The sequence below is a fragment of the Sarcina sp. DSM 11001 genome (assembly GCF_900101015.1).
Taxonomy (GTDB): Bacteria; Bacillota; Clostridia; order Lachnospirales; family Lachnospiraceae; genus CAG-791.
In genome coordinates this window covers 1-14,994 of sequence record NZ_FNFZ01000047.1, presented here as the reverse complement: position 1 = coordinate 14,994, position 14,994 = coordinate 1, and the positions used below count along the sequence as shown (strand labels likewise).

The following is a 14,994-nucleotide window of genomic DNA, read 5'->3' as shown; positions in this document are numbered from 1 at the left end:
GGATCTCTACAGCACCAAAGTCAGTTGGTTTTAATGCTTTGATTTCTTCCGGAACAGCCATGATACGCCTCCAATATATATCCGTAATTTACGTATATATAATACCATATGTTGGGCTGTTTTGGAACTCTAAATCAATAAAATCCAACCGATTTTTGAATAATATAACTGTAAATAGGGCCTTATTTTACAAGGAATTGGCTTATATACCAGCTAATTCCATCATTACCGAATTTAGAAGGATAAACTATCTACGTAATTACTTAGGAGTTCGTGTTTATAACCTTTTATAACTTTTCATGTGATTATAAATATTGTTGCTGATACGTTGATTCGTCACTAAACTGATCAAACCATTTGTCGCCACTCTGCTCTTTTAGCTGTCTTTGCAAGATATAAATATCATTCAGAGGAACCAGCGGATCCTTTTCGCCGATTATGTAAATAACCGGCATCTTCAGATCTTTTATTTTTCCCGGATAGTACGGTTTTGACCGATACTTACCTGCTGCACTTCGCTGAAAGTTGAGCATCGACTTTCCGGCCATATCTCCTGCACAGGACCGCATTACTTCATCTGTCAAAGAATCCGTGATCAGTTTCTTATTTCCAATCAAAGCATATGATATTGACCATTTTGCAAGCCATCTGTATTTTGCGCACCATCTGTACTGCGTCAGCGTCAGATCAGTATGCTTCACATACCAGTAACTGAAACGATGAAAAGGCATTTTTTTTGATATTCCCCACGTATCTACAGGTATAAGCGCCTTTATCTTATCCGGATAGCGCAATGCAAAGCCAATAGCAACTGCTCCGCCCATCGATAATCCGGCTAAGACAAAATCAGAAAGTCTGTAGTGTTCAACTACACTTTTTACACACGCGATATGAGTATCAAAAAATTTATTCCCAACCAGATCATCCGCTTTATCGCTATAGCCATAGCCCAAAAAATCAAATGCATACACCGAGAAGTCATCCGAAAATGTATTGAACACTTCTCTCCAGGACAGCATTGTGCTGTCACATCCTGCACCGTGCAGCAGCAAGACCGTTTTTTTCCCGGCTCCTTTTTTATAAGAGGCAATGTTTCCATATTGTGATTTAATGATTTCTTTCACGATCATAATATTTTTTCCATCCCTCTATACATCCCGGTTCTTCGAGCTGTTCGGATTTTGTATACTCGCTTTTATATCCATTTCACTATTCCCGGCCTTAACGTGAAACCGGAAGTTGTACATCCAGCTTCCGTGTTAAATATTATCCAAATACTTTTGCAAAACATCCACAAACTGTCCAATGTGTAAGCCGTCAACAAAAGAATGATGCGCCTGTATAGAAACTGGCATCAGTGTTTTTCCATCTTTCTCATAGTATTTTCCCCAGTCAATCAACGGTGCGGCATTGTCCTTCCTCCCTGAATTTGTATGTGATATATGAGTATATGTCACCCACGGCATTGGAGAACACTGGAACACATCGTTTCCTAATGGACCGGTAAAATACTCCTTTTGTTCTTCAGCTTTTTTTGACGCCAATCCAACATATTTTGAAAGATCATCCACGAACGGTACATTAACGACTTTAAATAATCCCGTTTCCTTATTGAGGTAAGTAAATGCTGTATCAATCTTGTCATACAGCACTATTTCCCCGTCTAAGAATCTGTATCTCAATGCTTCTATCTCATTTGCGCATTTGCAGACAGCGTAAACAAAGGACAGAGTGAACGATAGTCCCTCTTTCTTCACTTTCTGTCTAAATCTCGTAACATCCGCTTCAAATGTCACACAAAAAGCCGGTTCCACACAATTACGAAACACCATACAGTGCATTGAGCGTTCCTATTTTGATTCATCAATTATCTTATACTGATTAGCCATATCGCCTTTCTCCGATCATTTCAACCTTTAAACATATTATGCTTGCCTTAGATTGCATCATACAGATCTCCTTCAATGATATTGAATCTTAAGAATTCATCGATACAACTTCTTCCGTCAGAGCCCAACAAGGAGGAATCACCAACATAGTACGGATTCTTCAGCCGAATGCCTCGAACGCTGCTATATTTGTCACACAGGGGGATATCGTTTTTCCTGCTTTTGTGACTCCTGTAATACTCCATATCCCAAGAAGCAAATGCCTGCGATAAGCGCAATAATAGCTGTGATTTTCAACGGAGCCCCAACATAACTTAATCCAGCTTGCAACAAGGTACTATCCCAGCTCGTGACATTACTCATAAAGATCGCTGCCGCAATGTATCGCGCACTCGTTAAGATGGCTGAGATTAAGCAGAATACTGCACCAACACCCTTTCCAGTCTATTCTTTTTGCAACTTCTTCTAACAGTAAAGTCATCTTGCCATGCATAAGGCTCGTGACAATCGTATCACTGGACAGACGCAGACCATCCTGTGTATTCAGATAGTCATACCTGTCGCCTGATACCAAAAAGAGTTCTTCTCCATTCGGAAGCGGTTTGGACCATAAGACCTGGTGGTATTGCTTAAGTGTTTTACTGGCGCTGTCCGGATCTGATCCTACACTTCCCGGCACACCTGCGTAGTCCCAGAACCCGTTCCAAAACTGACAGTCAGTCGTGAAATCAAATCCTGTATGTATTTCTTGAAGTTCGATCTTTCCCATTCTCCCCATTGTTGCTCCTGCACAGGCGGTAATCCAAAACATCAATAATCAGATGTAAGAATCATATCACATTCCGTCACCAGCGTCGTAACACTTTCAATTTTTCACAGCTTCACAGCCACAGGTATCCTGACACGGAGGTGGTTGTACATGCCGTTCATTCAAAACATGCCAGAATAAAGATTGGATCCGCCTGGAGTTCATTCTTTTGCGCCCTGGCATTCTTTCCGTCCTGCAAAAGACGCAAGAAATAGGGTGCGCTGATCCCCGCAGGTGCGCCCCGGTTGACACCGGCAAGGTCAAACTCTTCTGTGAAATAGAGAACATTTTCCGGGGATTTAATAAAGCAGCCTTCATCGGAAATGTTTTTTCTGGGAATGGGGTCAAATTTCATTGGTGTCCTCCATATTCATAACAGGATTGATTTTCATTACCTTATATCTTTATAAAACAGCCTCTTACAGACAGGTGCATGTAAGACCGGAATGTAAGAGGCTGTTGAAAGGGGGGAGAAAATAGAAAGGCAAACAAGCCTTCAGTACATCTGATGCAGTCTGCCCCATATCATCTGTCAGATACCGACTGTCTGTCCTGGGATATGTGATCAGCTTGCTTTCATACAGTGCCTGGGCACAGCGGAGAGTGGTTCCCGCAGTCAGTCCAAACAGGCGGTTTGTGTCACGCTGCAATGTTGTCAGGTCATAAAGCTTGGGCGGCCTCACAGTTTTTGTCCTGCGTTCAATGGAAGGAACAGTCGCTGCCCGTCCGTTACAGATCCCTGCCAGGCGGTTGGCCTCCTCCCTGTCAGTAAAGTGTTCGGATACCGCATCGATCGTATTCCCCATGCTGTCAACCAGAAGATGGGTGATGAAATACTGTTCCTTCTCAAAGTTGGCGATCTGGTTTCCGCGTTCCACGAGCATGGCAAGAGTGAGACCCTGTTGTAAGGACAGATCCTGCAGTCCAGGATCAGCTTTCCGTTCTCATTGAATCGTTCTTCAATTTTTTTACGGAGCGGGCGAAGAAAGAAACACTCATAACGGGTACAGCAGCCTGTGCTTTTTTTCCAGAAGAAACAGTCCCTGCAATTGTCGGGGCGATCCTCCGCATATTCTCTTCCGGGGAGATGTGCATTTGGCAATGAAACCGGCTCGTCATGCTTCTTCCTTTTGCCCATCGACATCCTCCTGACTACAGCTCTGATACTGTGCATCCTCCAGATCACCCGCCGGCTTTAGCCACGACACTTTCTCCGGACCGTCTCTTCTCATTGCACTTCTGTGCCAGTAATCCTCTTCCGGATGCGAGATCTCAAACCATACGGCACACCTCACCAGCAGAACCATCACGCAAAAAAGGATCCCTGTCAGGATCCCGCAAAAATAATACCCCATACCTGTACCTCCTGTATTTTGTTGTCTGAAATGCAAAAACAGTTACAGCCTGAACAGACCTTTCCCCGTATTACACTGGACCTTCACCTGGGCATCTCTTTCTACTCTGTAATGCTGACTGCAGGCCATGAGTGCGATACGAGGACGCGGTCCTTCATGTGCTTAAGAGCACATTGATGCGGCGAAACGCTGTCTTAATGAAATGAAAAATACAGTAATGCTCCCTTTTCTCCGGGGCACTGATCATACCGGTTTCATTCCAACAGAGCCTGCTTCGCCGCATGAAATCTGCTTTTAAGCTTAATTGCTTTCAAGCAAGTTTTTTGTTTGATTATTTCCTCTGCCTGCCCTCCTCGGCCCGTTCCTGTCCCGTTTTTTCCGCAACGTTTTCTCGGTGCAGGCATGCGGACCTGCACACTCAGCACCGGTATCATCCCAGGAGGCAGGGTATTCAGTTTTCAAGGTTATTGAAGAGGAAAAATGTTTCTCCCCTCAATAACCCCAAACTGAGAAGAGTGTAGGATACCTGTTTTGGTGCAAAAAATGAAAAAAAGTTAAAGAAATGTGTGAAAGCATATTGAGAAACTGCTGATGAAGTGGATTCTGAAAGGATTCTAAAATCATTTATAAATGATTTTAGATAAGAGACAGCAAGAAAGAAAACAGGGGACATCACAGTCTGGACTCATGACTGGACACCCCCCTGTTTCTCACTATGAAATGAATCGCTATTTTAAAAGCAACTTGTAACAAGCTTTTAATGTTCCTGACGCGAATTGAACGCGTATCTGATGGTCCGGAGCCATCCGGTTTATCCATTATCCTACAGGAACAGATGGGTATGACAGGAGTCGAAAAACTATGCTTTGCATAGTTGCGTATCACGGGTTAAAAGCCCGGTGCATAGCCGTTTTGCTACATACCCGGATGTCTCATACAGGGCGCACGACGTCCGGGTGGACGTCGGTTCTGCGCCGACCGGAGTGGAACGGAGACCTCGAACCTGTATCGGGGGATTAGAAGTCCCCTGTCCTTTCCATTGAACGAATGAGACGCAGCGGCCATCGGACTTGAACCGATATTCCAGGATCCAAAGTCCTGCGTGCTCCAACAGCAGCGAAGCTGATGTTTTACACACAGACCGCAAGTGCACAGATGGATTCGAACCATCCCGGATGGTTTTGCAGACCACTCTGATCACCAGATCCTGCGCACTAAGATGGACAGTGTTCGAGCCCCCCGAACTCCTGCGGATTTTCAGTCCGCCGCTACTACTGAGTCAGCTTACTGTCTTTTTTGCCGGATCACTCCGACGATTGAAAAACAGGACACGAAAAATAGCATGATTAAAAGTCATGGTGCCATTGGCTGGAATTGCTGTATGTGTCCCACAGCCCGGTGGATTGGATTCGAACCAATAACCTCTGCTTTTGGATAGCAATTTTTAAAGTTGCTGTTAAAATCCCGAGCAGGATTTGTTTTTATTAAGAGCTCTCCCATTGAGCTACCACCGGTTATAATAACTGATGACCGAAGAAGCCATCTGATCACCCCAACGGGGTGCTGCGTGCCCTTTGGCACGCGTTCAGCACCGACCGGAGTGGAACGGAGACTTTGAACCCGCATAAGGCGGCGTCACAAGCCGCTGCATAGCCGTTCTGCCACAGCCACAGTATCCCCGGCGCGACTTGAACGCGCATCAGATGGTTCGTAGCCACCCAGTCTTTCCTTTAGCCTACAGGGACATATATGTGAGAGCTTCCCTGTCGGAAATGTCAGCAAGCTGACATCGAACCGACAGCCTGCTGATTACGAAACAGCTGCGCTTCCATTGCGCCAGAGAAGCATGATCGGAGCTGCGGGAATCGAACCCACATAGGCTGCGCATCAGACAGCTGCCCTGCCATTGGACGAAGCTCCATTGAAAACGGATATTTTTTTAAGCGGGAACAGCAGGTCGCACGACGTCCGGGGGACGTCGGTTCTGCGACGACCGAAGTGGAACGGAGACATTGAACCTGCGGCCTTCCGGTTAACGGCCGGACGCTCTGCCAGCTGAGCTATGAACCCATATATTTCTTCTGTCGAGCTCTGAAACTGCCGATATGGTTTTCAGTTTCAGGCCCTTCTGATTGTCTTCATGACCCTTGCGTTTTTACGGATTCGAACCGCTTTGATAGCGTGACAGGCTATTGTTTTACCATTGTTCTTTGCTGTGAGGGTCACAGTCTGTGCAGGACGCTTTTTAATTCCATGGTTTTCAGTCATGTCCAACGATATTGCTGTAAGTGTCCCTGTATAGTCTTCAGGCCGGTGGATTGGATTCGAACCAATAACAACTTCGTCCCTAACGATCTGATCTGCTGTTAAAATCCCGGACAGGATTTGTTTTTCAGCGCTCTACCAGATTGAGCTACCACCAGCATGTCTAAGTGGATGGAAACTGCACCATCTGCCCTTGTCATAACCAAAGAATCTTCTTATGACGAAAAACACTTAGTGAGTTGAAAATGTCGGATTCGAACCGCGTCTCTGCGTCCCTGGCGCAGTGTGTTGCCATTACACCACATTCTCAATGACAATCCTAACGGGTTGCTGCGTGCCCTTTGGCACGCGTTCAGCAACGACCGAGCCGGTAGGCGAGACCGAACCCGGTCTTCGCTCCGCTACGGTCGGCGCTGAACGAAGGTCCCCCGGACCTTCAGCGCCCTTCGGAGCGACAGTCCGGCGTACTAACCTTTATACTATAGGACTTTATTATAATTTTTATTGCAGGTGGACCGACGGATGCCGGCCCGCCTTCCTGCAATATAGTATCTTATTTCTTTTTGATCTTTTGCCAGCTGATTCCGCAGATCAGTCAGGTCATCCACACTTGCTGGCCGGTGTATCGACGACAATGATCTCGTCCATGGTTACACCCAATACAGCAGCCAGAATGACCAGGTTGTCGATGGAAGGCATGGCTGTGCCGTGGATCCACTTGTAGATAGCCTGCGGAGTAGCGAAGCCGAACACTGCCTGCATATCCTTTACGGTAAAACCGGCCTCCATACGCATACGGTTGATGTTCTGACCGGTTGCAACAGTGTTGATGTAAGGAACTCTTATCACGCTGCACCCCCTGTCCGGCAGCATAACCGGCACAGGGAGGGCTGGTTACGCCGCCTTATTCACTTTCATTTTCCGGCCTATGTCCTGCGACGCTTCCCCTGAGGGAAGCAGGCTCTCATAACCGTGATCTTTAAAAATCTTTTTCATAATGCGGCTCTCCATTTTCCAGATATTCGCCATGCCGCCATCTCGCTTCCGCTTACGCTTCAGCTCGATGTCGCGGCGTTCGCCGTATGCATCCAACCAATACGCCATCCGATTGTGAGCGAGCTCACATCGGCTGTCATCTGTCTTGTCTGCGCATGTCTCATTGCTTCGCGCAAATAAAAAACCGCCTGCCTTTTCGGACAAGCGGAAGTATCAGCAACATGAGCTGTGATCAGTCTGTTCATTCCAGAGCATGTACAAACACACCTGGATCCAGATATCCACTTGATCCGGCCTCGAAAAGGCATACCTTATTAAGCCATTCAGCTTTTTCAGCTGCGGGCATAATGGTTCCCTGAAGATCATTCGGGCGATATGTATTGTGTGAATTGAATGTATGTATCTGCAGCATTGCCTTTCCTTTCCGAACCTGCGGTTCTATTTTTTCTGACACCCACTATAACACCTTTTAAAAGCCTTGTCATTATACTTGTAGTATAAATACGAGGGTTTTTTATAGCTTTTTTGGGGTTTTATGGAAAAATCAGAGAAATCTGTTTCTTTTTCTGGCTGAGCGCCGCTCCCGGGTCCCGATCCCGGAAGCCGGATCAACCGGCCCCTGCTTAGCGGGCGGTGCATTTGCCAATTCTGCCAGAGCGGCTTATAAGCGAAGACGGGGGGCGCACGACGTCCGGGTGGACGTCGGCTCTGCGCCGACCGGAGCGGAGCAGAGACTTTGAACCCCCAAACCCATTCGGATCACCTGTTTAGCAAACAGGCTGCCTGCCAATTAGCACACGTCTCCATAAAAACGCCGTGAGGGGTCGCACGACGTCCGGGGGACGTCGGTTCTGCGACGACCGGAGTGGAACGGAGACATTTGAACCCCCAGTCCGTTCTCGCGGATCACTGGTTTTCGAGGCCAGCCCAGTACCAGTTGTGGCATCACGACGTAATACTCGGGGCGGGATTTGAACCCGCAAGCTCTCAAGGAGCACATGATTCTTAGTCATGCCTGTTTACCAGTTTCGCACCCGAGCTTTTATATGCTTTAAAGTACAGGAGAAGGGAGTTGAACCCTCAAAATCCTGCTTTTGAGGCAGGCACGTATGCCATTCCGTCACTCCTGCATAAGTGCCTTTGGTGAGAATCGAACTCACAATGGATCTTAGTCCGGCGCGGGTTCTGAGCCCGCCGCATATACCAGTTCTGCTACAAAGGCATGAGTACTCCCGGAGGGAGTTGAACCCTCACTGAATCGGTTCTTAGCCGATCCCCTCTGCCATTGGGGTACGGGAGCATATAGTTGGCCGGGAAGGAGTCGAACCTTCGGTGTTTCTATTGTTACGGATCTACAATCCGCCCTCTTCGCCACTGGAGACACCGACCCATGAACGTAAAAAATGCCGCCTGCGTGGAAATGCTCCAGGCAGGCGGCCTATAACCTGTAGATCTTCGGATGAAGCTCAGTTAAGCCAGCGTTTTGCCAGAGAATTCTCACACGCCAAAATGGCCTTGCTGCCGGAGAGCAGAAGGGACAGATAAAGAGCATATGAGCTGGAAAAAACAAACATAGTAAACATAGTCCTCATCGTAGTAACCTCACATTTTCCCTTTCGTAAAATAGTATCTATGGGAAAAGAATAAACCTGTTTTCATTAAATGTCATTCAACCTGTGGTATAAAGCGCAGTGTTATTTATGGGAAAACAATATGAATAATATTGGTGTTTATGAACAATTTTGACAACTATTCGCAAAATAGGAGTTATGCGAATAGTTAAAAAGGCTTTTACAACGAAATCGAGGACAATTTCAGCCCCTGGAATATGGCTTTGATAAAGATATGAGGGGATGGTAATATTTAATCCATGCATAGAGCGAAGCTGTCATTTTTCGTAAACAATCTACTCTGAGAAAAAGCAGTATTATTTTTCATTGCCGTAAACGTGAAAGGACGCACAAGTTGAACGATGCCAGATTTATAGTCTTCGACGTGGAGACTCCCAATCGATACAATGACCGCATAAGCTCCATCGGAATCACCGTGGTTGAAAACGGGGCTGTCACGGACAGTTTTTTTTCATATGTCAATCCGCAGACGTTTTTTGATCCTTTCAACACGAAGCTGACAGGAATCAGTGAGAGCACTGTCGCCACGGCACCATCTTTCCCGGAACTCTGGAGGATGATAGAGCCGATCATGTCAGGCGGGATCCTCGTTGCACATAATGCACTGTTTGACCTCAGTGTGTTGAAAAAATGCCTGGATGACTACGGGATCAAATGGAAAAAAGAAGCGGAATACTGCTGTACCGTGCAGATGGGAAGAAAGCTTTTGCCTGGCATGAGGCACGGACTCAATACCATGTGCGACTATTACGGAATCGAACTTGACCATCACCAGGCAGACAGCGACAGCATGGCGGCAGCTATGATCCTTTTGCGCTACATGAAAGGTGGGGCGCAAACCGAAAGATTTGTCAGGAAATTCCAATTCTGCAGAACAGGAAGGAAAAGTAATGTTGCGGGTTCAGACAGGGAAACTGTAAACGTAAGGCATACGGAAACACGTATCGAAGATTTTGACCTGGAAACGTGGCTTAAGAATACAAACGATGTCACCATCCTTATATCAGCATCTTACGACAAAACATCCGATACCGGGATTTATCGCGGACTCCTGTGTTATAAGCATCACAGGAAAGCTATTTCAGGGACTGTTGAAAACGCTCTCAGCCCTAATCATACCATGATCATCGGCTTGTTTGACGGCATCGGGCGGGTAAGGCTCCGCGAAGTCAACATCCGTGTGATATCGGGCATCCGCATAGGGTTCAAATATGCTAAAAAAGGAAAAGGGCTATATGCCAACGAACTAAACGAACTGCTCGCTGTCGCACAAAAGCAGGGAAACACGGTCGGCAGCATCGCCATTACTAACGGATCCGCACAGATCAGGAAAATGATTCTCGAGGGAAGTGGCAAATGAGACCATATACCTCATGAGCAGCCAAAGATACAAACCGAATTCCTATGTGAAACTGGATTTGACCACGGAGTATTACAACAGGATAATACTCCCTTCCTTTTTTGATGTAAAGAAGGGAATTATTGCGAATTCAGGTATAAATCAACGCCTATATGAGATATTTTCTCATTTTGGCGTTGACCATTTTGCTTATGAGGATATAATGAGATGTGAAAAGGGGGATTCTAATATGTTAATACAGTTCATTTTTAAAAACTATAAGTCGTTTAAAGACGAGGCAATACTGGATTTATCAGCTGCAAAAATGACGGAATTCTCCGATAGAGTCGTATCAATCGGTGGTGAAAAAATACTGCCAGTAGCAGCGATTTATGGCGCTAACGCCAGCGGTAAATCAAATGTTTACAGTGCCTTTGAATATATGTCCGACTATGTTGCGAATTCATTCAAGTATGGAGATGAAGAAGCGTCATTTAAAGACGTTCGGCCCGCCCCGTTTTTGTTCTCGGATGATACAGAGAATGCGGAGACTAGTTTTGAGGTCTACTTTACACTCCCGGATGACAAGTCTGAAAGGGTTTACAATTACGGTTTTTGCATAGGTAATGAAGGAGTAACGGAAGAATGGCTTAATTCTAAGGCAAAGTCTGCACGGAAGTTTATGTCTATATTTTTCCGCGAGACTGCAACAAATACATTGGATTTAAGCGGATTGCCTAAGACTGGTCGTGGAAATATTGAAATTGCCCTGGAAAAACAGGTACTTGTTATCTCCCTTGGAGCAAAGCTCAAGGTTGCAAAGTGCAAACAGATCAGGGACTGGTTCCTTGGAAATGAATTTTCCGATTTTGGTAATCCGGTGACAAGCTTTTTCATGCATAAAATGCTTCCGGCCGGTTTCGTTGATGACCCTGAGGTAAGAGCAAATGTGGTTAAGTATTTTGCTTCTTTTGATGAGACAATTAAGGATTTCCGTGTGGAAAAGCTTCCCTCTGAGCCAACTGAAGGAAAAGAGAATGCATACAAGGTTACCGCAATTCACAACAAGATTGGTTCTGATCAGGTTGCAGAAATACCTTTGGAGGATGAGTCTGCAGGAACATTAAAGATGTTTGCGCTATATCCTGAACTGCAGGAAGTTCTTGAGAATGGAGGCGTGTACTTTATCGACGAGCTGAATGCAAGATTACATCCACTACTGGTTAGAAATTTCATTTTGACATTTCTTAATCCTGAAATTAATGCGCAGCATGCACAGCTTGTGTTTACAACGCATGATACTTGGCAACTTTCCAATCAACTCCTTCGGAGAGACGAAATCTGGTTCACAGAAAAAGATGATCAGGGGGTCTCAACTCTGTATTCATTAGCAGATTTTATTGATGAGGATGGTACAAGAATCCGAAAAGATGAAAGCTACGAAAAAAACTACTTGTTAGGAAAATATGGTGCGATTCCTACGTTAAAGAGCATTGATTTTATACGGAGGGAGGAAAGTGGCACGTAAAGACAGAACAGGAAGCCGCAAAACCAGAGAGCAGCGAATGTGCAGGTATGTTCCAGAAATGGGGTACTATCTAGTCATTACAGATACAGAAGCTACCGAGAGATTCTTTTTTACGGGGCTTCATGACAGTCTTCCGCCAAATATGCAGAAGAAGCTTGTCATCAAAGTGGTTGAAACAAAAACACAGAACATGATTCAGAAGTGTATGGAATTGACCGCTTATGACGCACAGTATAGACTGCCCTGGATTGTTTTTGACCGGGATCAGGTTGTGAACTTTGATGAGATCATACGAGAAGCCGAGCATGCAGGAATCCGGGTAGGATGGTCAAATCCCTGTTTTGAAATATGGATGTACACTTATTTTGGAAGTATGCCTGCGATTCAAGAGTCATGGACCTGCTGTGAACGCTTTGCAGATATTTATGAAAAACGTACCGGCCATAAATACTCTAAGGCAGATGAAGATGTATATCGTCGCCTTATAGAATATGGCGATGAAGAGAAAGCCTTAGCTATTGCACAGCGAAAACATGAGCAGCGTTTGAAGAGTGGATACATTCTTCCTTCTCAAATGTGTCCCTGTACGACCGTACATGAGCTTGTGGGAGAAATCCGAAATAAAGCAAAAAAGGCAAAGAGGAGTTGAGCTTGGAAAAAAAGACCGGTATTCATTTTTATATCAACATCATCAATCTGGATGATGTTACAGAGGCAGAGGAAAAAAACACTGGAGAAGTAAGACATACTATACATGCTCTGGATACTTATTTTTCTGCAATAGAAACGTATGGGAAAAAGCATTATTATCAATCCTTTATTGTTGAGAAAATAACCGGCTCGAGACTGCACATTGCTGGCACGCTATTTTGACATCCTGACCGATATGTAAACGCCTTTGATTAGCTGGGTAGTATTTCCGGCAATTAGCAAACGGCGATTTTGATTAGCTGGACGAATCATTCCAGTTTACGGAATTTCAGAGACAAAAAAAGAAGAGGAAAACGATTTTTCAATCATTCCTCTTCCTAATTTCGCGTCCGCGAGGTGACTCGAACACCCGACCTACCGCTTAGGAGCGGCGATTGGGGAGTGCCTCTTGGGTATTTATTTGAGTAAAAATACCATATGTTGTAGTAAAACTCGAAAAACAACTCAACTGTTAGTTTTGTAACATGTTCGATAAAGTCTCTACAGGTTTCGGTCAATCCCGGAAATTTAGCAAACGCTTAGCTGTGCTAATATTCGGGAAACACATTGATGCAACCTGGTGATCATAAAAACGGCTACCATGTCCTGAAATGTGTTATGGAATGATAAACGATATTTAATTGATCAGATGAATGAATTATACACTATTTGCTCTGAAGCGTCTATACTATTTGGCTTCAATCGTGGGCTTTCCACATTTTTATCACATGACTTGTTTCTCAAAAAGCGGTAGGTCCGGTGTTCGAGTTGAGTCAGTCTCTTTACTTATGATATGATGTTAGAACTTTTGCCCCAAACACCTATAGTAGAAGAGGCTTAAATAGTTCTTTCCCAACCAGTTAGACTATACGCATAGAAAACCTTGTGGTGGGTAAACGATTTATTACTGGGTGTAGGTTGACTACGTAAACAGATGAAATCATCCATTTTTAGCAGTATTCAGTTGAATGCATTGTGACTGCGCGGATAAGCATTGCTTATGAGTTTCCGCCATGAATAATCCAGGTTTACAATATTACTCTTTGCATTTTGGACATATTTCTTCAATGCTTTTAAAAGTGGAATATATTTCTTCTATTGGTAAAGATAAAAATGTGGCTGGTCGAATAATAATTACCAAATGTCTTACACTGGCGCTTGTTGCAGAATACAGGATATAATTTCTTGCTGCAGCAAGCAAAAGATCTTTGGAAGAATGTGTTGCTCCCATTCCACAATTTTTCCCCAAAAGAGGGATATATAACTTTTCGTTTTTGCAACTCAAATTTCTATTCATAAAAAGAGTTCCATATGCCTTATTCAAGTGACTAATAGAAGTGATTGGACCATCAGCTTCATTGTCAATCGTTGACATTACTGAAAAAATAAAATTTTGTTTATTAGTTCCGCGAATCTGAAAATATTTGCCAATATCAAATTTTTGAATATCGCCTGAAGAATCTTCTTCTGACGGCATCTGCGATTTATTTTTATAGCTATCATTGCAGACGTTGTAGCAATTTTGCCATGATTTTACCCTTTTCTGTGCCTCTTTATTAAGATTATTGATTACTTCTTTATCTTTTTCTCTAATCTGATAAATCAAAGTGTTTTTATCTTCATCGTGAGTACCAATTTGAAGACGATCATTAACTCCAATTAGGATAGTTCCGTCATCCCTATCTTTTCCAAAGAACGTCTTCAAAAGATTTCCACAACGGATAGATATTGTTAAATCAGAATTTGCCAAATGGTAGATATTAAAAAAGCGGTATCTAATCTCCAACAATAGCTTTATCACCATAGAGCCTATGATAATAAACAGTACAGCTTTCCACTTCGGAATCAGCGTACTAACATGTAATAATTCCTGTAATTTGAAATATGACAAATCGGGAAATACAGCTAACCATATTGTATATCCTGTATAAACAGTACCTAAAATAAGAAAACTGAATTTAAGATAATCCCATATTCTTTCTAAAACAGATGATAAGTAGTCACTCATTTTGTACATTTTCTTTATTCTCAATTTTTATTAATCTTGTACGTAATTGATGTATTAAGAGGTGTCCTTACAACCTACATATTTATTATATCATAGATTGAAGGATATATATTATTTAAACCAAGTGCTTTTATGGCAAGAGAGTCAAAATTAGCCTGAATTATTCATGGCGTCTGGGACATGCCCATGAGACGCCGATTTAGTTACACAACAATACCGATATACACGTACGTTAACCTACAGGGATTCAATCCTTCATAAAAAAGGGCATAGTACTCCCCATTGAGTTTTTGGAAGTGGCATATGGTATTGTCAATGTCCGTTGTTTTGCTGTCAGGCAGCCAGTTCAGGGATCTGAAGCTGTTGTATGTTCAACAGTATTTCCCGGAACTCAGCCTTGTAGGGACAGCTACTGCAGAACCTGAAGCTTCGGTATCTGGATGACCGGATCATCCTGACGGCGATCTTGATCAGCTTCAGGCGGA

Annotated in this window: 14 protein-coding genes, 11 tRNA genes and 1 pseudogene; 5 read left to right on the top strand and 21 right to left on the bottom strand. The window is 44.1% G+C overall.

The window, feature by feature from the left end:
* On the top strand, positions 1-293 hold a 293-nt coding region (locus tag BLT02_RS17610; RefSeq protein ID WP_207649427.1), incomplete at its 5' end, for a hypothetical protein.
* 12 nt (positions 294-305) lie between these two features.
* Here BLT02_RS17610 and BLT02_RS16025 read toward each other — a convergent pair.
* The 19 genes and pseudogenes from BLT02_RS16025 to BLT02_RS15955 all read right to left on the bottom strand — a co-directional run bounded on the left by BLT02_RS16025 (position 306) and on the right by BLT02_RS15955 (position 8,704).
* Complete coding sequence (locus BLT02_RS16025; protein ID WP_092997854.1) at positions 306-1,130, bottom strand: alpha/beta hydrolase; 825 nt, start codon at positions 1,128-1,130, stop codon at positions 306-308.
* Between the two features lie 129 nt (positions 1,131-1,259).
* On the bottom strand, positions 1,260-1,841 hold the full coding sequence (locus tag BLT02_RS16020) for a CatA-like O-acetyltransferase (RefSeq protein ID WP_207649426.1): 582 nt from the start codon (positions 1,839-1,841) through the stop codon (positions 1,260-1,262).
* Between the two features lie 403 nt (positions 1,842-2,244).
* The gene (locus BLT02_RS16010; RefSeq protein WP_139187710.1) at positions 2,245-2,658 is read right to left on the bottom strand and encodes a DUF6994 family protein; all 414 of its coding nucleotides are present in this window, start codon (positions 2,656-2,658) and stop codon (positions 2,245-2,247) included.
* A gap of 157 nt (positions 2,659-2,815) precedes the next feature.
* On the bottom strand, positions 2,816-3,052 hold the full coding sequence (locus BLT02_RS16005; RefSeq protein WP_092997843.1) for a hypothetical protein: 237 nt from the start codon (positions 3,050-3,052) through the stop codon (positions 2,816-2,818).
* A gap of 64 nt (positions 3,053-3,116) precedes the next feature.
* Positions 3,117-3,611, bottom strand: a complete 495-nt coding sequence (locus tag BLT02_RS16000; RefSeq protein ID WP_278277423.1) for a DNA topoisomerase — start codon at positions 3,609-3,611, stop codon at positions 3,117-3,119.
* Between the two features lie 201 nt (positions 3,612-3,812).
* Positions 3,813-4,052: a hypothetical protein gene (locus BLT02_RS15995; protein ID WP_092997837.1), complete on the bottom strand. Its 240-nt coding sequence runs from the start codon at positions 4,050-4,052 to the stop codon at positions 3,813-3,815.
* A gap of 836 nt (positions 4,053-4,888) precedes the next feature.
* Positions 4,889-4,977 (bottom strand) — tRNA-Lys (locus BLT02_RS17435).
* A gap of 469 nt (positions 4,978-5,446) precedes the next feature.
* A tRNA-OTHER gene (locus BLT02_RS17430) sits at positions 5,447-5,566 on the bottom strand.
* 159 nt (positions 5,567-5,725) lie between these two features.
* A tRNA-Arg gene (locus tag BLT02_RS17425) sits at positions 5,726-5,797 on the bottom strand.
* Positions 5,798-5,808: 11 nt separating this feature from the next.
* A tRNA-Thr gene (locus BLT02_RS17420) sits at positions 5,809-5,898 on the bottom strand.
* Between the two features lie 4 nt (positions 5,899-5,902).
* Positions 5,903-5,973 (bottom strand) — tRNA-Ile (locus tag BLT02_RS15990).
* Positions 5,974-6,361: 388 nt separating this feature from the next.
* Positions 6,362-6,475 (bottom strand): annotated as a pseudogene (locus tag BLT02_RS17415).
* Positions 6,476-6,557: 82 nt separating this feature from the next.
* Positions 6,558-6,626: transfer RNA gene (locus BLT02_RS17410), tRNA-Pro, on the bottom strand.
* A gap of 291 nt (positions 6,627-6,917) precedes the next feature.
* Positions 6,918-7,166 carry a helix-turn-helix domain-containing protein gene (locus BLT02_RS15985; protein WP_092997357.1) on the bottom strand — a complete coding sequence of 83 codons (249 nt, stop codon included), beginning with the start codon at positions 7,164-7,166 and terminating at the stop codon, positions 6,918-6,920.
* 1,103 nt (positions 7,167-8,269) lie between these two features.
* Positions 8,270-8,353: transfer RNA gene (locus BLT02_RS15975), tRNA-Leu, on the bottom strand.
* Positions 8,354-8,370: 17 nt separating this feature from the next.
* Positions 8,371-8,443: transfer RNA gene (locus tag BLT02_RS15970), tRNA-Leu, on the bottom strand.
* A 5-nt stretch (positions 8,444-8,448) separates the two neighbouring features.
* Positions 8,449-8,535: transfer RNA gene (locus BLT02_RS15965), tRNA-Leu, on the bottom strand.
* Between the two features lie 5 nt (positions 8,536-8,540).
* Positions 8,541-8,613, bottom strand: a tRNA-Leu gene (locus BLT02_RS15960).
* Between the two features lie 6 nt (positions 8,614-8,619).
* Positions 8,620-8,704 (bottom strand) — tRNA-Tyr (locus tag BLT02_RS15955).
* 574 nt (positions 8,705-9,278) lie between these two features.
* Between BLT02_RS15955 and BLT02_RS18295 the strand changes: the two genes are divergently transcribed.
* Genes BLT02_RS18295 through BLT02_RS15935 form a run of 4 tightly spaced genes read left to right on the top strand, consistent with a single transcriptional unit; the run spans position 9,279 to position 12,684 of the window.
* Positions 9,279-10,304 carry a 3'-5' exonuclease gene (locus BLT02_RS18295; RefSeq protein WP_092997831.1) on the top strand — a complete coding sequence of 342 codons (1,026 nt, stop codon included), beginning with the start codon at positions 9,279-9,281 and terminating at the stop codon, positions 10,302-10,304.
* Between the two features lie 13 nt (positions 10,305-10,317).
* The gene (locus BLT02_RS15945; protein WP_347475054.1) at positions 10,318-11,811 is read left to right on the top strand and encodes an AAA family ATPase; all 1,494 of its coding nucleotides are present in this window, start codon (positions 10,318-10,320) and stop codon (positions 11,809-11,811) included.
* Positions 11,801-12,460, top strand: coding sequence for an RloB family protein (locus BLT02_RS15940; RefSeq protein ID WP_242869853.1), 660 nt, complete (start codon positions 11,801-11,803; stop codon positions 12,458-12,460). Before BLT02_RS15945 ends, BLT02_RS15940 begins: the two co-directional genes overlap by 11 nt.
* Positions 12,461-12,462: 2 nt before the next feature.
* A complete protein-coding gene (locus BLT02_RS15935; protein ID WP_092997825.1) occupies positions 12,463-12,684 on the top strand; it encodes a hypothetical protein in 222 nt (73 codons plus the stop codon).
* A gap of 853 nt (positions 12,685-13,537) precedes the next feature.
* Here BLT02_RS15935 and BLT02_RS15930 read toward each other — a convergent pair.
* Together BLT02_RS15930 and BLT02_RS16970 are read right to left on the bottom strand one after the other, a co-directional pair.
* A complete protein-coding gene (locus BLT02_RS15930) occupies positions 13,538-14,509 on the bottom strand; it encodes a macro domain-containing protein (protein ID WP_139187709.1) in 972 nt (323 codons plus the stop codon).
* A gap of 333 nt (positions 14,510-14,842) precedes the next feature.
* Positions 14,843-14,994: transposase (locus BLT02_RS16970; RefSeq protein WP_175453898.1), on the bottom strand; the 152-nt coding region annotated here is incomplete at its 5' end.